This is a genomic window from Mucilaginibacter sp. (genome assembly GCF_964263795.1).
In the GTDB taxonomy this organism is placed as follows: Bacteria; Bacteroidota; Bacteroidia; order Sphingobacteriales; family Sphingobacteriaceae; genus Mucilaginibacter.
Genome location: NZ_CAXVWK010000078.1, coordinates 1 through 22,803, shown reverse-complemented (window position 1 = coordinate 22,803; position 22,803 = coordinate 1). Strand labels below are relative to the sequence as shown.

The following is a 22,803-nucleotide window of genomic DNA, read 5'->3' as shown; positions in this document are numbered from 1 at the left end:
TTAATTTACGGTTTGACAAATAAACGCCATAAAAGTTACAACAGGTAACTTTTTTTATTTATCCAGGGCAGCTTGTTGTCCGCATCGTCCAGCAGTTTGTTGTAATCCTGACTGTAATCAAACTGCAAATCCTCATGCAGCTTGCCAATGCTAACCTTAATCTTATCTAACTGTCGGGTGAGTATCAGTCGGATAGGTTTGTAAGATGTTTGCTTAATCACGTACTGCAAATAGTTTTGGCAAAAGTTTAGCAGCAGTTCAATTTCGGCTGGTTTGGTACCAATAAATTTTGTGTACTTGGTAAGCATTTTTAGAATCTTACGCAACCCTTTAGCCGTGAAGTAACTTTGCGGGGGCAGCTGGCTAAACATAAACCCGGCCTCGGCCTTAACACTTTCTATAAAATCCTGCTCGTTGTGTGCCTCAAATAATTGGTAGGCCAACAATTCTTTATTTTCTTTTTTATAACGTACCAGCCTAAGACACAACTCGGCCAGTTGCTCCTGCGGCAAGTGCTGCAGCTCTTTCTTAATTTGTTGTAGGCCGTAGGTAGTAATGCTCATGCGGATATTTAAACTTTCTGCAACATAGTAAATTTTGTAGTTTAGCGGCACCAAATAATGAGATGCAAAAAAGCAAACTGACTCTGTATATTTTTGTGGCGCTTGTACTGGGCGTTATAGCCGGTTACATTTACAATGCTACTGTCATTAACAATATTAATACCAAGATAAGCGCTGCCGAAGCTAACATAAAAACTATTGACGGCCAGCTTTTGCTTGTAAAAGATACTACCACAGCCAACTTTAAAGCGCTTAAAACTGAGCGGACCGTACAGGCCAAGTTACGTAAAGAAGCGGATATTTCACGTGAGGATAAGCTGGTTGGCTTTACCGTTTTAAGTGATATTTTTCTGCGGCTAATCAAAATGATCGTTGCGCCGCTGGTGTTTACCACATTGGTTGTGGGTGTTGCCAAAGTTGGGGATATCAAAGCTGTAGGCCGTATAGGAGGTAAAACGCTGCTTTGGTTTTTGAGCGCCACCCTTATCTCGTTATTGTTAGGGATGTTGCTGGTTAATTTATTTAAACCCGGCGAAGCCATGCATTTACCTTTGCCCGACAGCCATTTAGCTACGGATATTAAAAAAACAGCTCTTTCGCTGCGTGAGTTTATCGGACACGTAGTACCAAAAAGTTTTACTGAGGCAATGGCCAATAACGAGATTCTGCAAATCGTAGTTTTCTCCCTGTTCTTTGGTGTGGCAACTGCTGCTATCGGAGAGAAAGGAGAGGTGGTAATCCGTGCGCTGGATGCTATATCACACGTTATTTTAAAAATTACGGGCTATGTGATGCAACTTGCGCCCCTTGCAGTTTTTGGCGCCATAACGGCTATTATTGCTAAACAGGGGCTGGGCATATTGTCCACCTATGCCATTTTTATTGGCGAATTTTATTTTTCGCTGGTTATTCTTTGGATGGTGATTATTTTTGCCGGTTTTGTGGTGTTGAAGAAACGTGCATTTAATCTGGTTGGCAATATAAAAGATGCCATGCTGATCGCCTTTAGTACATCAACCAGCGAAGCCGCCTACCCGAAAGTGCTGTTAGAACTGGAACGATTTGGCTGTAACAACAAGATTGTAAGCTTTGTATTGCCCTTAGGCTATTCATTTAACCTGGATGGCTCAATGATGTACATGACCTTCGCTTCATTATTTTTGGCACAATCCTACAACATTCACCTCTCGTTCGAACAACAGTTAACCATGCTACTTATCCTGATGCTCACCAGCAAAGGTATAGCCGGTGTGCCGCGCGCATCGCTGGTGGTAATTGCAGGCACCGTATCTCTGTTTAATATTCCGGAAGCCGGCCTGGCATTGCTGATCGGGATAGACCCGTTGCTTGACATGGGCCGTTCTGCCACCAACGTATTAGGTAACGCCATGGCAACCGCCGTAGTAAGCAAATGGGAGGGAGAGCTAAATAATTAATGATTTATCGATTTAGTGATTTATTGAATTTACAGATTATAGATTATCGATTGACAGGTTTTATGGACACGCAAAGAATTGAACGGGCAGAAGCCTTTAAAAAAAGGACAAAGAAATTTGTTGTAGATAATATCAAATTCTTCAGGACATTACCTAAAACAGAAGAAGCGAAAATAATAGGCAGGCAATTAATACGTTCCTCTTTATCAGTAGGGGCATATTACAGGGCTGCCTGTCGCACCCGTTCTCAGGCCGAATTCCATGCTAAGCTTTCAATAGTTGTAGAAGAGGCTGACGAATCATTATTTTGGATGGAAATTTTGGTTGAAGCAGAGATTGCCAAAGGATCAGAATTAGACCTACTTTCTGACTAGGCAATGCAAATATTAAAGGTAGTTTCGGCCTCAAGAAAAACCGTGACAAAAAAATCAATAATTGAATAAATCAGTAAATTAATAAATGTCAAGCAAGGCTAAAAAGATATTCCTGGTAATGAGCATTATCGTGCCATTTTTACTGTATTGCGTTTACTACTATGGTATGATGGTTAAAAACGCACCTTACAAGTTTTCGGAGTTTAAGTCGATACAATTCGAATACGGTTACGGCGATAGCCTGCTAAACAAGTACGATTCGCGTACAGGCGATTACCAATTCGTTAACACCCGTGATTCGGTCATAAAAATGAAGTTGAAGTTAACTAAAGACGATTTTTTGTATCTGCACCGCAAAGCTGCTGACCTGGGCTTTTGGGATTTCCCGGCAAAAGAACTTGCGCCTACACGTAAAACGAGATCGCCACGGTACGTAATACAGTTCAACTATCAGCGCAAATCTAAAAGCGTAATATTTGATGAGGCTTACGACGGTCATGAGAAGCTGGTAGATGCCAATCAACGATTGATAAAAGAGCTGCAAAAGGTACTTGAAGAGGCTGAAGCCCGCCAAAAAAATAGCAAATAATGCATTGCAGATTAATTTATTAATCCATATATTTGCACCTCAAAATTTAAAACAATAATTAAATAACAATGTACGCAATAGTAAGTATAGCCGGGCAACAATTTAAAGTTGCGAAAGACCAGCAGATCTTTGTACACCGTTTACAAGGGGATGAAGGCGCTAATATTGAATTTGACCAGGTATTGTTAGCAGAAAATGAAGGTAGCTTTAAATTAGGTCAAGACCTATCGGGCGCTAAAGTATCTGCTAAAATCGTGTCTCATTTAAAAGGTGATAAAGTAATTATCTTTAAGAAAAAACGCCGTAAAGGTTACCAGAAAAAAAATGGTCACCGTCAGCAGTTTACCAAGATCGAGATCACAGGTATCACATTATAATTAAATTTTAACCGACCTGATGTTCATCCGGTCACAACAAAATATTAAGCATGGCACACAAAAAAGGGGCCGGTAGTTCGAGAAACGGCCGCGAATCACATAGCAAACGTTTAGGTATCAAAATTTTCGGTGGTCAGCCAGCAATTGCAGGTAACATCATTGTACGTCAGCGTGGTACCAAACACAACCCGGGCCTTAACGTAGGTATCGGTAAAGATCATACCTTATTCGCATTAACTGCAGGTAACGTTGTATTTAAAAAGAAAGCAGATAACCGTTCATATGTTTCTGTGATTCCTTTTGAAACTGCATCGGTAGCAGAAGATGCTGCTCCAGCACCTAAAGCTAACGCAGAAGCGCAAGCAGTGGAAGTTGCAGCACCTGTGGCAGCAGATACTACTGAAGAAGCTCCTAAAGCTAAAAAAGCAGCAGCACCTAAAGTAAAAAAAGAAGAAGCGCCTGACGCTGAAGAAGCAGTAGCTGAGTAATTATAACGAAGCTCACAATATTAAAAAAGCCCCGATCAAAAGATCGGGGCTTTTTTGTTAGCAGGAATTTAAGATTATTTACCCATGTGTAATATGGGATCGTTCTTTTTTGCAACCGGGTCTATTACTACATTTTCGCCCGCAGTCATTAGCCATTTACCTTTTTGCTTTACATATACCAGCAGGGCTATATCATCGCTGCCCGGGATCTTATTCCCGTCTGGAGTGGTGAACTCGCTTACATAACTTTTAAATTGGACAAGCGCTGTGGTAGGGTTAATGATCCTTACAGATACGCCTTTGTTAGTCATGGTGGTGTATTTGAACATGTTTGTATGATAAAACTGTGTAGCGTACTCAACCTCTTTAAGATCTTTCCACCACATGCCTACAATGTTCACCCAACTACAGTCCGACGTACAGTAATTTTTCATACCACTGTGATCGTGTTTGTTCCAGCTGTTAACCATAGCATCTACCTGCTTTTCAATCGCCTTAACATCGGCATTTTTAGTTTGCGCACTTGCCCAAAATGCTGATAATAGAATTCCTAATACAATAATTGTTTGTTTCATGATAAAGTGTTTTTTTTCGTAAAACTACCTCACCAGGTAACACCGGAATAGTAAAAAAGCGACAAGTTAAATACGGAGATGTTCCTGCAATAGGTTAGGCGCATTGTTTATCTCTTTACCAATGGCGCCCGGTAGCGCGCCGGCAAATTCCTTGAAATCCTTTATAAGATGCATCTGGTCAAAATATCCGCATGCGTGGGTAATATAAGTCCAGCTAAGCGTTGGCTGGCTCTCCTTTAACCGGTAAGCTTTAGAAAAACGGATCAGCCTGGAGAAAACTTTAGGCGAATATCCCATAACCTCCTTTGCCCGCCGCTCATATTGGCGCAGGCTAAGGCAGGATAAAGCGGCTGCTTTTTCAATAGAAAATAAGCCCTGCATCTGTAGTTGGGTTTTCATACCATGTTCCCAAGGCGATAAAGGGGAATAGGGAAGCTTGCGCAAAAGATACTGCTCTACTACATTCTTCATTGCAGACGGGGTATTTACTTCGCGCAGTTGTTCATTCACATTGGCAATTTCGCGGCCAAGTAAAAGCGTAGCATCAAACGGCTCGTCATATAGCTCATGCATAGGTATTTTGAGCAGCCTGTGCATCCCGCCGGGCATAAACGCTACCGAAACAATAATGTGGTGCATACCCATAGCTACGTTTACCCGGGTAACTTGTGGGCCAACGATAACACTCTCCGGTAACTTTTGTGTAATGCCCTTACTATCATACGCAGTAGCTGCATCGCGCGGATAAAAATTTATAGCGTGCTGTGGGGTGGGTGGAAATGGGCTGTACTGCAATTTTTGGCTATCAAACCTTACCTCTACCACCATTATGTGACTGATATAATCACGTAATGCAGGATTAGGAGTAAAAAAGCTTGGCCGCATAATTATTTAGTTAAGGTAACACATTTGGCAGTCATTTACAATGTATAGCGCATTACATAATTGCTAACCTCTTCCAAGCGCCTCATAGATCTCTGCAAACAGCAATCCACTTCCGCCGCCAAAATGTTGGATAACTTTAATAGCATCATTTATAGATTTTGCTGAAGTGCTTAGCTGCAACTCTTCATCAGCCGATAAGCCATTACCTAACAACAATAGTTCATAAGATGTATCGTTAAGCTCTTTTTCAGCGTCAGATACCGTTGAAACCCCTGTCGCATGCCACGCCGGATTGTTATTTATTAATCGTAAAATAGTTTCAGTAATGCCTTGATGAGTGCATACAACCAGTATTCGTGTTGCGTTTTCCATTTACAAATTCATTGGAATATCCATTAACAAAATTTGCATATCGCTTTCAGCCTTTATGTGAATTTGATCAGTGCCAGTTATCCCCATCCCATCATGGCTATTTAGTAATTGCCCGTTAACGTTTACATCGCCGCTTAGGACAAAAGCATATACACCATTTGCGTTATCTTTCAAATTGTAAATAACATCTTTACCGGCTTCAAAATTACCCATGTTAAACCAGGCGTTCTGGTAAATCCACACGCCTTCATCGTCGGCATCAGGGGATAATATCTGATGCAGCAGATTTTTTTCACCCATATCGATAGTTTTCTGGTCGTATCTTGGAGCTACGTTTCGCTGGTTTGGGTAAAGCCATATCTGTAAAAATTTAACAGGTTCGGTGTCGTCTCTATTATATTCAGTATGGTAAATGCCCGTACCTGCACTCATCACCTGGATTTCGCCAGGTTTAATAACAGTTTCATTACCCATACTGTCCTGATGTACAAGTTCACCTTCCAACGGGATTGATATGATCTCCATGTTATCGTGAGGATGATTACCGAAACCCATGGCACCATCTACCGTATCATCATTCAATACCCGCAACACACCGAAACCCATCCGATCGGGGCTATAAAAACCTCCGAAACTAAATGTTTGTGCACTTTTTAACCAACCCAGATCAGCCATGCCACGGGTAGCAGCCTTATGTATAATCGTATTACTCATGATTGTATCTTTTAGATCAAATTTACGACACTACAGTGTGCTGCAACTTAATGTAGATTAAGAGATGTTGGCTCTCTCTAAAATTGATTAAAAAGCCAGCGAAAAGCCAGGTAACTTACATAGATAGTTGCTGCAAAAAATACAACCAGTATAATCAGGAGCAGGGCAATTATGGCTTTACCATCGCCTGTGTGTTTACCTTCTTGATAATGTTCTTTAAGCAGTAGGATATTCCGGGTATTGGCCTTGAAATAAAAGTCGGTTACCTGGCCAAGCAGCGGAACTGCACCCAATAAAGCGTCGATACAAATGTTGATCGTCATTAAGATCAGTACTTTGCGGCTGACACCGTTTTTGGCCATTACATACAGCAGTGCAGCAGAAACCACAAACCCGGACGCGTCGCCTGCGAAAGGGATGAGGTTCATGATCGGATCAAGTCCGAAACGGAAACTTGTACCTGGAATACGAAATTTATCGTCCATTACCGAGGCGATCCGTTCTACCCATTTTAACTGGCCGCTAAGCTGTACCTGTTTGTTATTGTTATTTGCCACAATTGATCAATAAACAAAGAGGTTAATTGTTTTGTTGGCAAACGTGTTTGCTTATTTTCTTGACTGCTGATTAAGTTACATTATAAATATGTTCGGCTATATTAGGCCCAACGTTTTATGCAATTACCCAACATTATCTTTATCTTTCTACTGGCCGCCGCCATGCTGGCTACTTATAAATCCAAAAAATTAACAGCACCCGGAATTTTAACCGGAGGGATCGTGGCAATCGCTATTTACCTGGGCGTGGGTTTTATAGGAATAGCAATGCTGGGAGCATTCTTTGTATTGTCTGTGTTAGCAACATCATTCGGTAAGTCAGCTAAACGCAAGCTTAACCCGGAATATAATGATCCCGAACAGCGGGATGCGGGCCAGGTATTAGCCAATGGTGGCATGGCCGCTTTACTTGGAACAGCGGCTTATTATTTGCAAGATCAGGCCACAGTATTAGTCATCTTAACAGCTGCTGCATTTGCGTCTGCAACTGCCGATACCCTATCATCAGAATTAGGGACGGTATTTGGCCGGCGGTTTTACAATATTGTTACCCTTAAACCTGATCAAAAGGGTAGGGACGGCGTAATCAGTTTAGAAGGTACGCTGATCGGCGTAGCGGGATCGGCTGTTATTTCCCTGATCTATAGCCTGGGGTTTGGATGGAATATAAATTCTTTATTCATCATCATTGCCGGCACTATAGGTAACCTCACCGATTCTGTTTTGGGCGCAACCTTAGAGCGAAAAAATCGGCTAAACAACAATGCAGTGAATTTTTTGAATACCGCAGTTGCAGTTATAAGTTGCTGGATTATGATAAAGGTTTTTCATAGCTAATTTCCTTGGTCGTTATGGTTTCTCCGGATTATAATTATCAACCGCCATAACCCCTACCTATATTCTATAAACGAATCCTTACAATTTACTTTAAAACAAGCTGTACTGTGTTCCTGTTGGTCTGCTTCAACAGTACTGTTTTGCCGGCTGTAAGTTCGGCTACAGCGCTTTCGGTGTAGTGGCGCAAGGTAATAAGCGTAAGATTATCATTATACTTCAATTTGAACGCAACCTTTAACGCCTCCAACAACTTTTCAAACCGGCCCGGTAGCAAATCGATACAAATTGTAAAACTTAGTGCAGATGTTTGCATTACGTTCACTTTAACCTGATTTTTAGCGAATAAGCTAAAGATCTCGCTCAAGTGAACTTCAGAGATGAAAGAATAATCGACCGCCGATACCGATAGCAGCACCTGGTTTTGTTTTATAATGATAACCGGCTTGGTAAAGGCATTAACAGCACCGTCCTTTACAACGGTACCAGCATCGGCAGGATGAATAAACGATCTCACCAACAGCGGGATTTTAGCATTCTGCAGTGGTTTTATGGTTTTAGGATGGATGACGCTGGCACCGTAATAAGTCATCTCGATAGCTTCCTGGTAGCTTAATTCATTAAACTTGATGGTATCTGTGAAATGTTTCGGATCGGCATTGAGTATGCCGGGCACATCTTTCCACGTAGTGACCGATTCCGCGCCGAGGCACGATGCAAATATAGAAGCGGTATAATCCGACCCTTCGCGGCCAAGCGTGGTAGTAAAGTTTTCTGATGTGCCACCCAAAAATCCTTGAGTTACCACTACGCCGGTATTTAACATCGGCGGGATATCTCTTTGAATAATGGCGCAGGTTTTATCCCAATCAACAATACCCTCCCGGTAAGTGTTATCTGTCTGTATATATCCGCGTACATCAACCCATTTACTGGTAATACCGGCATGATTGAACCAGGCGTTTACAATTCGTGTTGATACCAGTTCGCCAACCGACACGATCTGGTCATAAATAAAGTCATAATCGTCGTGAGGTTCGTCCTCAATCATCCAGTCTATTTCAACGAAGGTGTTGGCAATATCGTCAAAAACCGGATGAACGTCGCCGAACAAATCATGTAGAATTTGATAATGGTAAGCCTTTATCTCCTCAAAAACTTCATGTACATCTTCGGTGCCATTAACATAGGCGTTGGTAAGGCGCTCCAGGGCGTTGGTGGTTTTACCCATGGCAGATACTACAACCACTAATTGATCGGCCGGGTAACTTTTAACAATATTACCTAAGTTAATAACACCCTGCGCATCTTTAACCGATGCACCACCGAACTTAAATACCAGCATTTTTTTGTTTAAATTGAACGATAACAGATTTAGGGCGTATTAACGATTTGATGCTTGTGTAGGGGATAAACAACTCTGTTTGCCCTGCGGCATATGGCTTTATCTCGTACTGGTTGTACATATAGCGCAGGCCCATTGGCGTTATTGCAAAGTTTTGATTAGGTGCGAATTTAGCATCTTTAAAAAAGTAATTAGGCTCCAGAGATTCTGTTGGGCTCAGTTTTTCATTCTTTCTAAAAATATCCTCGGCAATTTTGGTAAGCTGCGATTCGTAGCCATCAACCAGAATATCTTTCAGCAAAACTTTTTTATTAGATTTGGTATCCCAGTTTACAAAACCGGTAAAACTGCCCCCATGCGCACCACCCTGGAAAACATAACCACCATATTCCAATGATATTAGTGCCGAGTCCTGCCGAATTACCGTTGCCTGCAGCTGCAGTTCATAAAACATATTTTCGCGCTGGCTGGTCTTTTTATAGTCCGTGTACGACTTCATAAAATTGGCAGTCATACTTTCCAGGCTGGTATCCGGCTTTTCAGATAACATAAACGTTTTTAGTAGCCGGCTTTTCAACGTATCGTTAAGCAGTGTTTTGCCTTTAAATACCGGATAATGTATTTTTATGGTAGTGCAGGCACTATCAGCCTTGTTGCCGCAGTCGGCCGCACGTTGGTTAATACTTTTGTAGTTGTAAACAAGCGTATCGGTAACAACCGGATGAACTTCTTTTTTTGGCGGTGCTCCGTATTCGCAAGCGGACAAACCTAAAACAGCCGATAAAAGGAGGGAGGTAAGTTTCATAGCTCTAATTTTTGAATTTGATCTGCAGTTAATGATGCGTTTAACCAGCCAGCTTCAATAGTCGCGCCATATTTTTGGTAGAAGTTAATGGCGGGTTCATTCCAGTCCAGTACCTGCCAAACCATGCCACTCATGCCCAATTCTTTAGTTTCTTTTATCAATGTTTCAAAGAGTAGTTTGCCAATCTTTTTGCCACGATATTCCTCGGTCACTATCAGGTCTTCCAAATACAGGCGTGTACCTTTCCAGGTAGAGTACCGGATGTAATACATCGCAAAACCGACAATAAGGCCTTCCACCTCGGCTACGTAGGCCTTCCAAACAGGCTTACTGCCAAAGCCGGCGTCGGCAAAGTGCTCCAGCGTAACGGTCACAGCATCGGGTTCTTTTTCGTAAACAGCCAGTTCAACGATAAGCTCTAATAACCGGGGGCAATCTTGTTTCGTGGCTACTCTTATGATTGGGTTCATTGTATAAATTTATCTGAATCAGGATTTGCAGAATTTTGAAATTTTCAAAATGATTGCTGTCTTTTTTATCCCGGAAATGTTTGGGTATATCTAAGTATTCTTTAATTCTAATTTAGACTTTTACTTTTCATCACCCGGCTGCCGAAAATAGTACTCCCCAAGCGAACCATGTTACTGCCCTGTTCGATAGCGAGTTTGTAATCTGCAGACATACCCATCGACAGGATATTGAACCAATCTTCCTTACGGAAGTAGCTGAGCTTTATGCCGTCAAAAAATGTTTTGAGTTCATAATACTCTTCTTTAACCTGCTTTTCGCTACTGGTGTTGGTGGCAATTCCCATTAACCCGCGGATGCGTACATTTTTCAACGCTGCAAATTCCTCGCTGCGTAGAAGCTCAATCGCCTCGTCAAACCCTAAGCCAAATTTGGTGTCTTCATCTGCAATATAGATCTGCAGCAGGCAATCTAAAACGCGGTTATTTTTAAGGGCTTGTTTATTTATTTCCTGCAACAGCTTAATGCTGTCAACAGATTGTATCAACGTAACAAACGGAGCAATATACTTTACTTTGTTGGTTTGTAAATGTCCTATCAGGTGCCACTCAATATCTTTAGGCATTGCTTCCTGCTTTTCCACCATCTCCTGCACGGTATTTTCGCCAAACAAACGCTGGCCTGCGTCGTAGGCCTGCATCAGGTCGGCTACCGGTTTAGTCTTTGATACGGCCAACAGCGCAACGTTAATAGCGGCGGTTTCCTTTTTTAAACTGATGATGTTATCTGCAATGCTCATTTATCCGTAATTTTGTCTTCATAAACGCCGCTAAATTACAGAATGCATAAATATATAATCTTGTTTTTTTCAGTATTGGCATTTTTTGCCTCATGTGTCGATGATGCGCCGCCACCCGGTATAATTCCCGAGCAGCAAATGGTTGGACTGCTTACTGATCTGCACCTGGTTGACGGGCAGCTGTATTCCGTACAGCAACTACCGGATAGCATCTATAAATATGGGGTAAATAAATACCGTGCTGTATTTAAACAATACAAAACCAATGATGCCAACTTTAAGAAAAGCCTCAAATATTACTCGACCAAGCCAGAGCAGATCCAGGCGATATATGATAGTGTACAAAGCATTATCAAATTTAAAACCGATTCAGTAACTAAAATTGGCACAAAAAAATTAAAAAATGCTATACCCGTCCAATAGTGCCGACAAACTGGGATTTTCCGAAATAAAAGAGCTGATAAAGGCGCATTGTTTGAGTGTAATGGGCCAGCAAATGGTTGATAAAATTCAGGTGATGAGCAACTATGACCTGATTTATAAATTCTTAAGCCAGGCACATGAGTTTAAAGCTATTTTAGAAAGCGACGCCGCGCTGCCTATCAACAACTTCTATGATATTAAAACACTTGCTAATAAGGCGCGTATCGAGGGCTCATTTTTATCAGAGGATGAGTTTGCGCAGGTGCAGGCATCATTAACCACTGTGTTTGCCGTTATCGCATATTTTAGCGAGCGGGTAGGTGTTTACCCCAACCTGGAGGCGCTATTTGAACACCTGCCGATAGAAAAGATAATCCTCAAAAAGATTGACCAAGTGATAGACCCTAAAGGGAAAATGCGGGTTAATGCATCGCGCGATCTAATGGATATTACCTCGGGTATTGCCAAGGCCGAGCAGGAAGCGCGTAAAAAGATAGACCAGATCTTTAAAGCCGCCACCGGTAGCGGATGGACGGCCGACGGATCGCTTACGGTACGCGATGGCAGGCTCTGTATCCCGTTACTAGCCGAGAATAAGCGCAAGGTGAAGGGATTTATCCATGACGAATCGGCCTCGGGACAAACGGTTTATCTGGAACCCGAAGAAGTTTTCACACTGAATAACCGCATCCGCGACCTGGAGTTTGACCGCCGAAGGGAGATCATCCGCATCCTTACCGGCCTTACCGATGAGTTACGACCGTTCGTACCGTTATTGCTTTCTTATCACGGATTACTTACCAAGCTTGATTTTGTGCGCGCCAAAGCGTTATTCGCTATAGATATAGAGGCAGAGATGCCGAAAGTAGTCAACGAAGCACGGATGCGTTTGCTTAATGCACGCCACCCGCTGCTTTATCTTAATTTTAAAAAGGAAGGTAAATCAGTTGTTCCGCTGAATGTCGGGATAGATGAGGGGACCCGTCTTATTGTAGTATCAGGCCCTAACGCGGGAGGTAAATCCGTTTGCATGAAAACCGTTGGCTTGTTGCAAATGATGGTTCAGGCAGGCTTATTGATACCTGCTGATGCCGATAGTGTGGCGGGCGTATTTAGGCAGGTTTTTGTAGATATTGGCGATGATCAATCGATAGAAAGTGATCTGAGTACTTACAGCGCCCATCTATCCAAGATGAAAAAGTTTGTGGAGGATGCCAATGGTAAAACGCTTATTCTGATCGATGAGTTTGGTACCGGTACCGACCCGCAATTTGGCGGCCCCATTGCCGAAGCGGTTTTAGAGGCGCTAAATCATAAAAAGGTGAGGGGAATGGTAACTACCCACTACTCTAATCTAAAGATATTTGCCAGCCAGGCGGAAGGGATTGAGAATGCATCGATGCTATTCAACAATACCGAAATGCAGCCTATGTACCGGCTGGAAGTAGGTAAGCCGGGCAGTTCATACGCGTTTGAAATAGCGCAAAAGATAGGTTTGCCGCAAAACGTGCTTAACCTGGCTAAAAATAAGATCAGCGCCGGCCAAAAAAAGGTAGACACTTTGCTGGTTGACCTGGAACGGGAGAAGAAAGAGATCTTCGATACCAAACAGAAACTGGACCGTCAGCAAAGGCGGGTAGATTCGCTGCTTAAGGAAAATGAAGAGCTAAAGGCCTTTTTGGATGAGAACCGCAAAGGCTTGCTTAAAGAAGCCAAGCAGGAAGCGAAAAACATCATCCTGAACGCCAACAAGCTGGTAGAAAATACGATAGCGGAGATTAAAAGCAGTAATGCCGACAAGGAAGTGACCAAAGCCCTTCGAGATAACCTGACCGTGGAGCTGCAAAAGAATACGGTCAAGGCCGAAGCACCGAAACAGAAAGCTGCGACAGACGAAGATATCAAACCCGGCGACTGGGTAAAATTGACCGATGGTGATACTACCGGCCAGGTGATAGAACTGATTAAGGACAATGTGGTAATCGCCATGGGGGACCTGCGCACCGTGGTTAAACGCAAACGTTTAGAGAAAGTGGCTAAATCTACTGTGCCAAAAGAAATAAGGCGGAGCAACAATACCAGCACCAGCGATATTGCCAGTTTCAGTCCGGAAATAGATGTACGCGGTATGCGCACAGAGGACGCCTTGTTTGCCATTGAAAAGCTTTTTGACAGGGCCTTGATGATGGGATTTGGCACCCTTAAAGTTTTACATGGTAAAGGTGATGGTATCTTGCGGAAGATGATCCGTCAGTACCTAAAAAAATATGACCAGGTAGACCGCATGGAAGATGAGCATCCGGACAGGGGCGGCGATGGTATTACTTACGTGCACTTAAAATAGTTTCGTATTTGCATCAAGCGTTTTTTCCGTTTTCATCTTTAATTAATTACGACTAATCAAAATGGTTAAACGATTCTTGGCAGCTATTTTATTTTACACGCTTATCTGCGTATCCTATAGTTATAGTCAAAATATTATTGATTTCCGCGATCCGAAGATCCATTATATGGGGCGGATAGAGATGAAGACCGATGCGGCTGAACTTACCTGGACAGCATCATCGGTTATTATTAATTTTACGGGTAAATCGGCTAAAGCAACCCTCCGCGATGACTCCGGAAATGACCGTGTTACCGTAATTATTGATGATAGCGTAAGAACTATTATACAGCCGACCCAGGATAAAAAGGAATACGTTTTGGCAAGCCATCTGCCTGCTGGCAAACACACATTGCAGCTGTTTAAACGTACTGAATATGATATGGGCAAATTGTACTTCTACAATTTTAACATTGATGGGCCCCTGCTTAATCCGCCGGCGCCAAAACACCGGATTGAATTTTATGGTAACTCAATCACCTGCGGTTTTGCGATCGAAGACAAAGAGGGGAAAGATAGAGGAACTGCCGAGTTTGAAAATGGCTACAAATCATACGCCAGCATCACAGCCCGTTACCTAGATGCCGATGTAAACGTTATTGCGAAAAGTGGAATAGGGGTAATAATCAGCTGGTTTGACTATGTTATGCCCGACATATACAACCGCACGGCCGCCAATGACCCAAATACGCTTTGGAACTTTAGTAAATATACACCAGAGGTGGTGGTTATTAACCTTTTTCAAAATGATTCCTGGCTCACTAAAAATTTTGAGCATGAGCAGTTTAAGAAACATTTTGGCAACACACCACCCACACCGGAATTCATTGTAAAGGCCTACCGCGATTTCATTTCAGCCATTCGCTCAAAATACCCTGATGCGAAGATAATTTGCGCGTTGGGGAATATGGATGCCACAAAAACCGGTTCGCCATGGCCTGGCTATATTGAAAAGGCTGTGGCGCAGTTAAAAGATAAAGCAATTTTTACACATTTCTTTCCTTACAAAAATACAGGCGGCCACCCAAGTGAAAAAGAGCAGGCCGCTATGGCAAAAGATCTCACAGCCTTTATTAAAAGTAAAACAAAGTGGTAAAAAAAAGCGCCTCAATAGTATTGAGGCACTTTAGCTTAACCATTTTATAAGTTAGTCAGCAACGGGCTTGTTATTTTCGTTGTCTGTACTCTCGGTCGTACCGCCAACTTTTTGTTGTTCGGGTAGTTCGCCGTATCCGGCCACACTATTGTCGTCGTCTTCTGTAGCACCTTCGTTATCAGCTGTACCTGTCTGGTAAGAGGTATTCTGATCTTGTTTGTTGTCATTAGAATCCCTTTCCGGCCCTTTATTCTCTTCGTCAGACTGACCCGTCGCTGCAGCACCGCTTGCTTCATTATAGTTAGACTGTCCTAATTGATTCGAATCCTTAAAATTCTGAAATTCGGGATGTTCCTCAAGAGGCTCGCTACGCCGGAAATATTCGTTGCTGTAACCCGCATTTTGCGATGGATTGTTTTTATCATCACCTGATGGTGTGTCATTATTCTGACCAAAGCGCTCGCCTCCGGCGCCCTCTGCTTCCATATCAGGCTCATCGCCCGATTTTTCTTCGTCACCCTTACCAAACAGGAATGTCCGTTGCAGGTCCTTTTCTTCTAAATTGCTGTCGTCCTCAACCTGGTAAGCGTTGGGTTTAGTTTCTTCGTTATCTAGTGTCATGATGTTTATAGTTTGATATACTTATATAAAGGTTTCAAGTAACCTTTTGTTTGTAAATTAAATATTTAGAAAAGCTTTCTGCCTGCATTCTCACAGGCGTAAATTTATTATGCTTGCATAGTATTATTCTGCGTCTGATCAGAAAAAAAACTAATTTTACGGCAACCAATTGTACGATATGAATAAAGTTGTGAGTGGCGCTGATGAGGCGATCCGTGATATTAAAGATGGCATGACCTTGATGCTGGGCGGTTTCGGGATGTGCGGTTTACCGGAAAAATGTATCCTGGCATTGGTAAAAAAAGGGGTTAAGGACTTAACCTGCATATCTAACAACGCGGGTGTCGACGACTTCGGTATCGGCCTGTTGTTGCATCAAAAACAGGTAAAGAAAATGATCTCATCGTATGTTGGTGAAAATGCAGAGTTTGAACGCCAACTGCTGAGCGGAGAACTGGATGTTGAATTGATCCCTCAGGGTACACTTGCTACACGTTGTATGGCAGCTGGTTACGGCATGCCAGCAATTTTTACGCCTGCCGGTATTGGTACCGAGGTTGCAGAAGGTAAAGAAATACGCAATTTTAATGGTAAAGACTATCTGATGGAGATGGCGTTTGACGCGGATTTTGCCATTGTAAAAGCATGGAAAGGAGACCGTTTAGGCAATTTGGTCTATCGGTCAACAGCCCGGAACTTTAATCCTGTAATGGCTATGGCAGGTAAAATTACTATTGCCGAGGTGGAGGAGTTGGTTGAGCCCGGCGAGATCGATCCGGATAATGTTCATACCCCGGGTATCTATGTGCATCGCATTTTTAAAGGCGAAGATTATGAGAAAAGGATTGAGCAGCGGACAGTAAGGACGAGATTGGAAGATTAGACCATTTTTAAATTTTCAAATTAATTTTCATGTTAGATAAAACGGGCATCGCAAAGCGGATAGCAAAAGAAGTTAAAGACGGTTACTATGTTAACCTGGGCATTGGTATCCCTACACTGGTTGCCAATTATATTCCCGAAGATGTTGACGTTATCCTGCAATCAGAAAACGGGTTACTAGGTATGGGCCCTTTTCCTTTCGAAGGCGAAGAAGATGCTGACACTATAAATGCAGGCAAACAAACAATTACGAAATTACCTGGCTCAGCTATTTTTGACTCAGCGCTAAGCTTCGGAATGATCCGGGCTAAGAAAGTCAACCTGACCATTCTTGGTGCAATGGAAGTATCTGAAAATGGCGACATAGCCAACTGGAAGATACCCGGTAAAATGGTAAAAGGCATGGGCGGTGCTATGGACCTGGTAGCTTCCGCAGAAAACATAATTGTTGCGATGCAGCATGTAAATAAGGCCGGCGAATCTAAACTATTGCCAAAATGTACCTTACCATTAACCGGCATTAACTGCGTTAAAAAGATAGTAACAGAACTGGCGGTGTTGGACGTGCTGCCCGGCGGTGGCTTTAAATTATTAGAACGGGCACCGGGGGTAAGCGTCGAAGAAATTATAAAAGCTACTGCCGGTAAACTTATAGTTGAGGGTGAGATACCAGAGATGGTGATATAGAGCTAATTGCTTAATTCTAATACCAATCCTACAGGATTAAATTACCTGAGGGACCGACCATAAACCTTTCAACATTGTAAGTAACAATCTTTACAACACAAAACATTCCACCTATATTTACCGGCATGAACCACTTAATTGCGCCATCAATTTTAGCTGCCGACTTTGCTAACCTGCAGCGGGACATTGAAATGATGAACCAGAGCCAAGCCGACTGGATGCACGTTGATGTAATGGACGGAATATTTGTCCCAAATATCTCCTTTGGTTTCCCGGTCATGAAAGCCGTTAAACAATACGCTACTAAACCGCTGGATGTTCACCTGATGATTGTCGATCCGGACCGCTATCTTAAAGCTTTTGCCGAGGCAGGGGCGTACAGTATTACCGTACATTACGAAGCTTGCCCGCATTTACACAGAACGGTGCAAGCCATCAAAGAGATGGGTTGTAAAGCTGCTGTGGCTATCAACCCGCACACAGGCGTATCGTTACTTAAAGATATTGTTGCCGATTTGGATATGGTGCTGGTAATGTCTGTCAATCCGGGTTTTGGCGGTCAAAAATTTATTGAACACACCTATACCAAGGTTACTGAAGCTAAAGCACTGGCAACAAGGTATAACCCACGTTTACTGATAGAAGTTGACGGTGGAGTGGATGCCACAAACATATCTAAATTAGCCGCAGCAGGCGCCAGCGTGTTTGTTGCCGGCAATTCTGTATTCTCCGCGACAGATCCTTCGGCTGCTATTGAGCAACTGAAAAATCCTAAATAATTTTTTTGCAACGCTCATCTACAACGTTTTAAGTGTAAGCTGTACATTTTAAAAATATGTAAATAAAGTCTATTAAAGTTGTCGAATTTATTAACTTCGGCACGTCAAAATACAAAGTTGATATTACAAGAGCTAAAATTTCACAAACAATATGAAACACAATTTCGGTGCCGGGCCCGGCATTTTACCTCATGAGGTATTGAAACAGGCTGCAGCTGCAGTGGTTGATTTTAACGGAACAGGTTTATCATTGCTGGAGATATCGCATCGTTCGCCGGAGTTTGAAGCAGTGTTAGATGAAGCGATAAAGTTGGTGAAAGAGTTATTCGGCGTACCTGAAGGTTATTCGGTTTTGTTTTTACAGGGTGGAGCAAGCACACAGTTTGCCCTTGCACCTTACAACCTTTTGCCGGAGGGCGGCAAAGCTGCTTACCTGGAAACAGGTGTATGGGCTAACAAAGCTTTAAAAGAAGCTAAATTTTTTGGCGATGTTGAAGTTGTTGCTACATCTAAAGAAAGCAACTTCACTTACATCCCTACCAACTACAAGATTCCTGAGGATGCGGCTTACTTCCACATCACTTCAAACAATACCATTTATGGTACGCAGATGCACCAGTTCCCGAAATCGCCGGTGCCGGTGGTATGCGATATGTCGTCAGATATTTTTAGCCGCAAAGTAAATGTTGCCGATTTTGGTTTGATTTACGCAGGTGCACAAAAAAATATGGGTCCGGCAGGTGTAACATTGGTTATTGTAAAAGATGACTTGTTAGGCAAAACAGGCCGTAAGATACCTGCAATGTTCAACTACCAGGTACAGATTGAAGGTGGATCGATGTACAACACGCCTCCATGCTTCGCTATCTACGTATCTATGCTAACCTTAAACTGGCTTAAAGCCAAAGGCGGCGTTGAAGCTATAGAAAAAGAGAACGATGCCAAAGCAAAAGTGCTGTACGAAGAAATTGACCGCAACCCCTTGTTTAAGGCAGTTGCCGCAACAGAAGACCGTTCACATATGAACGTTTGTTTTGTAGCCGAAAATCCGGAGCACGAAAAGCCGTTCTTAAAGCTGTGCGAGGAAAAAGGCATCGTAGGGTTGAAAGGACACCGCAGTGTAGGTGGGTTCCGCGCATCTATTTACAACGCATTACCCATCACCAGCGTTTATGTGCTGATTGACGCTATGCAGGAATTTGCTGAAAAGAATAAGTAATTGTGAGTAGTTGATTGAGTGAATAGTGGGTGGTTCTTGCCACTTCAAACCATTCACTTAATCAACCACTTAAACTAATCAACCAATCATGATCAAAATATTAGCCAATGATGGCATCGACCCGATAGGTCAAAAAATGTTAGAGGACGCCGGTTTCTTTGTTGAAACTAAAAACATCCCTCAGGACGAATTACCTGTTCGTTTACAGGAGTTTGACGCTCTAACCGTGCGTAGTGCAACCAAAGTTAGGGCTGCTTTAATTGATGCCTGCCCAAATTTAAAACTGATTGGCCGCGGCGGTGTAGGTGTAGATAATATTGATGTAGATTATGCCAAAAGTAAAGGCATTGGTGTTTACAATACCCCTGCATCGTCTTCGTTATCTGTTGCTGAACTTGTTTTCGCGCACCTGTTTACAGGCGTACGTTTCCTTGCAGACAGTAACCGGAAAATGCCGGTTGAGGGTGCAACTAAATTTAACGATCTGAAAAAAGCTTATGCCAAGGGCATAGAGCTGCGCGGTAAAACATTAGGGATCATGGGCTTTGGCCGTATTGGCCGCGAGGTGGCAAAAATTGCTATTGGCGTGGGCATGGATGTGATTGCTTACGATCTTTATCCATTTAATCCGGAGGTTGAAATTGTCTTAGGAGGCGGTACAAAGGTGAACGTAACTGTAAAAACAGCCACGCTGGATGAAGTGATCAAACAGTCAGATTTTATTACGCTGCATACACCATTTATAGACAAACCTTTATTTAGTGCTACCGAATTAGCGCAGACTAAAAAAGGGGTAGGGCTGGTAAATATTTCCCGCGGTGGCCTGATCAACGAAAATGATCTTTTGAATGCTCTAAACAGTGGCCAGGTATCATTTGCCGCTTTAGATGTGTTTGATAACGAGCCAACGCCAAGCCAGGCCGTTCTATCGCACCCTAAGATCTCTTTGACACCGCACATCGGTGCTGCTACTAACGAGGCGCAGGAGCGTATTGGTGTAGAATTAGCCAGCTTGATAATCGGGCATTTTAACAAGTAAATATCTTTGATCAAAAAAAAAAGCCCTTTGCGATTGTAAAGGGCTTTTTTGTTTGATTTATTACCTGTAGATAATTAGAATAATATTATGAGTACATGAAGCGAAGCAGGTCCAGGCAGTGTGGCATTGCTACATTCTTTCTACATCTAATACTTGCTTTTCCTTGTCCATTTCTTTTAAATCTGCTACTGTTAAAGCCTCTTCTTTGACAACATAATCCTTGCTTTTTAAACTTTCAACATCCGTTGAGCGGTCTGTCTGGTAACTGTTGAACTGCACAAATACGCTATCGCCTTGTATTCTGTTTACTTTTGCTAATGTATAAGCGCCTTCAGTAAGTTTTATATGTAATATATCTCCTTTTCTTAAATGAGGTAACATTTTGCTCACCTTTTCGACTTTTTGCCTTTCGGATATCACAGCAACAATCGCGATGAGGGCAATTATGCCTAATCCTGAAAATGTCCACAAAGGAGTTTTAACATTCCCTTTCATGTTGTCGTAACTTATCTTTAACGAGGGCGACATTTGTTTAAGCTGTAACACCTGCGCGCAATGAGTACATTGTGAAACGCCTGTTTTTCCTATTGGGAAAAACGGGATCCAAAATATATGCGCCCACTTTTGAAAAACATTCATTTGTACAACATTCGCATAGTTGCAATGAGGGCAAGGCTCTGCTACAATTTCACTTGTAAGAAGTTTTGCCCTGGTACCATAAATTATCATGATTTCTGTAGATTATCGGGTGGAATAGTTGCCATGAAAATACTTAAAAAAACGATTTGAAAAAATTAGGTTATATAAAAGCACGCATTCAAAATGCGGTACTAATAAGTACCAAAAGCACAATTTACTTCTTACCTATATAAAAAATCCTATTTTTGCGATAAGTTCAAATCACGTAGTATGTGATTCGTTATCATTCATTATTTATTAAAAATTTAAATCATAGTTGTAGATGATTAGTATTACACTTCCTGATGGTTCCGTTCGTCAGTATGACAAAGGAATCACTTCTATGCAGATAGCGCAGTCTATCTCTGAAGGTTTAGCACGTAACGTATTGGCAGCCGAAGTAAATGGCGAAGTTTGGGATGCAAGCCGCCCGATCGAAGAAGATTCGGCAATGAAGCTTTTAACCTGGAATGATGCTAAAGGTAAATCTACCTATTGGCACTCGTCAGCCCACTTACTGGCAGAGGCTTTAGAGGCACTTTACCCGGGCACCAAATTTGGTATAGGCCCTGCTATCGAAACCGGCTTTTACTACGATGTAGACTTTGGCGACCAAACTTTATCTTCTGACGATTTTAAAAAGATCGAAGATAAGATGATCGAATTGGCTAAAACCAAAAACGAATACATCCGCAAACCGGTTAGTAAAGCCGATGCGATTGAATATTTTACCGAGAAAGGGGATGAGTACAAACTCGACCTGATCAAGGACCTGCCAGATGGAGCCATCACGTTTTATACACAGGGTAATTTTACCGACCTGTGCCGCGGCCCGCATATCCCTAACACAGGCTTCATAAAGGCGGCAAAGCTAATGAGCCTGGCCGGTGCTTACTGGCGTGGCGACGAAAGCCGTAAACAGCTTACACGCATTTACGGCGTAACTTTCCCTAAGGCAAGCGAGCTGACAGATTACCTGCACCTGATAGAGGAAGCTAAAAAACGCGATCACCGTAAACTGGGTAAAGAGCTGGAACTGTTTGCGTTTAGCGAAAAGGTGGGCATGGGTTTACCATTGTGGTTACCTAAGGGAACCGCCCTGCGCGAGCGCCTTACCAACTTTTTGCAAAAAGCACAGGTTAAAGCCGGTTACGAGCAAGTAATCACTCCGCATATAGGGCATAAAAATTTATATGTAACATCAGGCCATTATGAAAAATACGGCGCTGATTCTTTCCAACCGATAAAAACGCCGCAGGAAGGTGAGGAGTTCTTCTTAAAACCGATGAACTGCCCGCATCACTGCGAGATCTATAAAACTAAACCACGTTCTTATAAGGACCTGCCGGTACGCTTGGCAGAGTTTGGTACTGTTTACCGATATGAGCAAAGCGGCGAATTGCACGGCTTAACCCGCGTACGCGGTTTTACACAAGATGATGCACACTTGTTTTGCCGTCCGGATCAGGTTAAGGATGAATTTAAAAAAGTTATTGACCTTGTGCTTTATGTGTTCAGCGCTTTAGGGTTTGAAAATTATACCGCACAGGTATCACTGCGCGACCCGGAGAACAAAACCAAATATATTGGTACTGATGAGAACTGGGCGCTGGCAGAGTCGGCTATAATTGAAGCTGCTGCTGAAAAAGGTTTGCCTACCGTTGTTGAGTACGGCGAAGCAGCTTTTTATGGCCCTAAACTGGATTTCATGGTAAAAGATGCCCTGGGCCGCAAATGGCAGTTGGGTACTATCCAGGTGGATTACAACCTGCCAGAGCGTTTTGAACTGGAATATACCGGCAGCGATAATCAAAA

27 protein-coding genes are annotated in these 22,803 nt (G+C 42.6%); 15 read left to right on the top strand and 12 right to left on the bottom strand.

Annotated features, from left to right (window positions below; genetic code table 11):
* Positions 1-35 precede the first annotated feature (35 nt).
* Complete coding sequence (locus ACE5CV_RS13280) at positions 36-563, bottom strand: hypothetical protein (protein WP_374950666.1); 528 nt, start codon at positions 561-563, stop codon at positions 36-38.
* Positions 564-625: 62 nt separating this feature from the next.
* On the opposite strand from ACE5CV_RS13280, the gene ACE5CV_RS13275 reads away from it, so the two are divergent.
* The 5 genes from ACE5CV_RS13275 to rpmA all read left to right on the top strand — a co-directional run bounded on the left by ACE5CV_RS13275 (position 626) and on the right by rpmA (position 3,827).
* On the top strand, positions 626-1,999 hold the full coding sequence (locus ACE5CV_RS13275; protein WP_374950665.1) for a dicarboxylate/amino acid:cation symporter: 1,374 nt from the start codon (positions 626-628) through the stop codon (positions 1,997-1,999).
* Positions 1,999-2,373 carry a four helix bundle protein gene (locus ACE5CV_RS13270; RefSeq protein ID WP_374950664.1) on the top strand — a complete coding sequence of 125 codons (375 nt, stop codon included), beginning with the start codon at positions 1,999-2,001 and terminating at the stop codon, positions 2,371-2,373. The genes ACE5CV_RS13275 and ACE5CV_RS13270 overlap by 1 nt, the downstream gene beginning before the upstream one ends.
* A gap of 85 nt (positions 2,374-2,458) precedes the next feature.
* A complete protein-coding gene (locus tag ACE5CV_RS13265) occupies positions 2,459-2,962 on the top strand; it encodes a hypothetical protein (RefSeq protein ID WP_374950663.1) in 504 nt (167 codons plus the stop codon).
* Between the two features lie 68 nt (positions 2,963-3,030).
* Positions 3,031-3,339, top strand: a complete 309-nt coding sequence (gene rplU, locus ACE5CV_RS13260) for a 50S ribosomal protein L21 (RefSeq protein WP_374950662.1) — start codon at positions 3,031-3,033, stop codon at positions 3,337-3,339.
* Positions 3,340-3,389: 50 nt separating this feature from the next.
* A complete protein-coding gene (gene rpmA / locus ACE5CV_RS13255) occupies positions 3,390-3,827 on the top strand; it encodes a 50S ribosomal protein L27 (protein WP_374950661.1) in 438 nt (145 codons plus the stop codon).
* Between the two features lie 74 nt (positions 3,828-3,901).
* Here the strand turns inward: rpmA and ACE5CV_RS13250 are convergent, their stop codons facing one another.
* The 5 genes from ACE5CV_RS13250 to ACE5CV_RS13230 all read right to left on the bottom strand — a co-directional run bounded on the left by ACE5CV_RS13250 (position 3,902) and on the right by ACE5CV_RS13230 (position 6,930).
* Positions 3,902-4,402, bottom strand: coding sequence for an SgcJ/EcaC family oxidoreductase (locus ACE5CV_RS13250; RefSeq protein ID WP_374950660.1), 501 nt, complete (start codon positions 4,400-4,402; stop codon positions 3,902-3,904).
* Positions 4,403-4,468: 66 nt separating this feature from the next.
* A complete protein-coding gene (locus tag ACE5CV_RS13245) occupies positions 4,469-5,287 on the bottom strand; it encodes a helix-turn-helix domain-containing protein (RefSeq protein WP_374950659.1) in 819 nt (272 codons plus the stop codon).
* Between the two features lie 63 nt (positions 5,288-5,350).
* A complete protein-coding gene (locus ACE5CV_RS13240; RefSeq protein ID WP_374950658.1) occupies positions 5,351-5,659 on the bottom strand; it encodes a hypothetical protein in 309 nt (102 codons plus the stop codon).
* Complete coding sequence (locus ACE5CV_RS13235; RefSeq protein WP_374950657.1) at positions 5,660-6,373, bottom strand: pirin family protein; 714 nt, start codon at positions 6,371-6,373, stop codon at positions 5,660-5,662.
* Positions 6,374-6,450: 77 nt separating this feature from the next.
* Positions 6,451-6,930, bottom strand: coding sequence for a DUF4112 domain-containing protein (locus tag ACE5CV_RS13230; RefSeq protein WP_374950656.1), 480 nt, complete (start codon positions 6,928-6,930; stop codon positions 6,451-6,453).
* Positions 6,931-7,047: 117 nt separating this feature from the next.
* Here ACE5CV_RS13230 and ACE5CV_RS13225 point away from each other — a divergent pair, with 117 nt between their 5' ends.
* On the top strand, positions 7,048-7,767 hold the full coding sequence (locus tag ACE5CV_RS13225; RefSeq protein ID WP_374950655.1) for a TIGR00297 family protein: 720 nt from the start codon (positions 7,048-7,050) through the stop codon (positions 7,765-7,767).
* 85 nt (positions 7,768-7,852) lie between these two features.
* Here the strand turns inward: ACE5CV_RS13225 and ACE5CV_RS13220 are convergent, their stop codons facing one another.
* The 4 genes from ACE5CV_RS13220 to ACE5CV_RS13205 all read right to left on the bottom strand — a co-directional run bounded on the left by ACE5CV_RS13220 (position 7,853) and on the right by ACE5CV_RS13205 (position 11,181).
* On the bottom strand, positions 7,853-9,109 hold the full coding sequence (locus tag ACE5CV_RS13220) for an aspartate kinase (protein ID WP_374950654.1): 1,257 nt from the start codon (positions 9,107-9,109) through the stop codon (positions 7,853-7,855).
* Positions 9,096-9,914, bottom strand: coding sequence for a DUF3298 domain-containing protein (locus ACE5CV_RS13215; protein WP_374950653.1), 819 nt, complete (start codon positions 9,912-9,914; stop codon positions 9,096-9,098). The genes ACE5CV_RS13220 and ACE5CV_RS13215 overlap by 14 nt, the downstream gene beginning before the upstream one ends.
* Positions 9,911-10,384: a GNAT family N-acetyltransferase gene (locus tag ACE5CV_RS13210; protein ID WP_374950652.1), complete on the bottom strand. Its 474-nt coding sequence runs from the start codon at positions 10,382-10,384 to the stop codon at positions 9,911-9,913. Before ACE5CV_RS13210 ends, ACE5CV_RS13215 begins: the two co-directional genes overlap by 4 nt.
* Before the next feature lie 107 nt (positions 10,385-10,491).
* Positions 10,492-11,181, bottom strand: a complete 690-nt coding sequence (locus tag ACE5CV_RS13205; protein WP_374950651.1) for a YggS family pyridoxal phosphate-dependent enzyme — start codon at positions 11,179-11,181, stop codon at positions 10,492-10,494.
* Positions 11,182-11,223: 42 nt separating this feature from the next.
* On the opposite strand from ACE5CV_RS13205, the gene ACE5CV_RS13200 reads away from it, so the two are divergent.
* The 3 genes from ACE5CV_RS13200 (at position 11,224) to ACE5CV_RS13190 (ending at position 15,083) form a co-directional block, all read left to right on the top strand.
* Positions 11,224-11,604: a DUF4296 domain-containing protein gene (locus ACE5CV_RS13200; protein ID WP_374950650.1), complete on the top strand. Its 381-nt coding sequence runs from the start codon at positions 11,224-11,226 to the stop codon at positions 11,602-11,604.
* Positions 11,585-13,948, top strand: a complete 2,364-nt coding sequence (locus ACE5CV_RS13195) for an endonuclease MutS2 (protein ID WP_374950649.1) — start codon at positions 11,585-11,587, stop codon at positions 13,946-13,948. Before ACE5CV_RS13200 ends, ACE5CV_RS13195 begins: the two co-directional genes overlap by 20 nt.
* Before the next feature lie 61 nt (positions 13,949-14,009).
* Positions 14,010-15,083, top strand: coding sequence for an SGNH/GDSL hydrolase family protein (locus tag ACE5CV_RS13190; protein ID WP_374950648.1), 1,074 nt, complete (start codon positions 14,010-14,012; stop codon positions 15,081-15,083).
* 51 nt (positions 15,084-15,134) lie between these two features.
* On the opposite strand, the gene ACE5CV_RS13185 is transcribed toward ACE5CV_RS13190, so the two are convergent.
* Positions 15,135-15,704: a hypothetical protein gene (locus tag ACE5CV_RS13185; protein WP_374950647.1), complete on the bottom strand. Its 570-nt coding sequence runs from the start codon at positions 15,702-15,704 to the stop codon at positions 15,135-15,137.
* 178 nt (positions 15,705-15,882) lie between these two features.
* Between ACE5CV_RS13185 and ACE5CV_RS13180 the strand changes: the two genes are divergently transcribed.
* From ACE5CV_RS13180 to ACE5CV_RS13160, 5 genes are all read left to right on the top strand, one after another.
* A complete protein-coding gene (locus ACE5CV_RS13180; RefSeq protein WP_374950646.1) occupies positions 15,883-16,587 on the top strand; it encodes a CoA transferase subunit A in 705 nt (234 codons plus the stop codon).
* Positions 16,588-16,616: 29 nt separating this feature from the next.
* Positions 16,617-17,273 (top strand): 3-oxoacid CoA-transferase subunit B, encoded by a 657-nt coding sequence (locus ACE5CV_RS13175; RefSeq protein ID WP_374950645.1) that lies wholly within the window; start codon positions 16,617-16,619, stop codon positions 17,271-17,273.
* Positions 17,274-17,398: 125 nt separating this feature from the next.
* On the top strand, positions 17,399-18,052 hold the full coding sequence (gene rpe / locus ACE5CV_RS13170; RefSeq protein WP_374950644.1) for a ribulose-phosphate 3-epimerase: 654 nt from the start codon (positions 17,399-17,401) through the stop codon (positions 18,050-18,052).
* A gap of 151 nt (positions 18,053-18,203) precedes the next feature.
* Positions 18,204-19,271 (top strand): 3-phosphoserine/phosphohydroxythreonine transaminase, encoded by a 1,068-nt coding sequence (gene serC / locus ACE5CV_RS13165; protein WP_374950643.1) that lies wholly within the window; start codon positions 18,204-18,206, stop codon positions 19,269-19,271.
* Positions 19,272-19,359: 88 nt separating this feature from the next.
* Entirely contained in the window at positions 19,360-20,310 is a 951-nt protein-coding gene (locus ACE5CV_RS13160) for a D-2-hydroxyacid dehydrogenase (protein WP_374950642.1), read from the top strand.
* Between the two features lie 129 nt (positions 20,311-20,439).
* Here the strand turns inward: ACE5CV_RS13160 and ACE5CV_RS13155 are convergent, their stop codons facing one another.
* Positions 20,440-21,039 (bottom strand): hypothetical protein, encoded by a 600-nt coding sequence (locus ACE5CV_RS13155; protein WP_374950641.1) that lies wholly within the window; start codon positions 21,037-21,039, stop codon positions 20,440-20,442.
* A 232-nt stretch (positions 21,040-21,271) separates the two neighbouring features.
* On the opposite strand from ACE5CV_RS13155, the gene thrS reads away from it, so the two are divergent.
* On the top strand, positions 21,272-22,803 hold a 1,532-nt coding region (gene thrS / locus ACE5CV_RS13150), incomplete at its 3' end, for a threonine--tRNA ligase (RefSeq protein WP_374950640.1).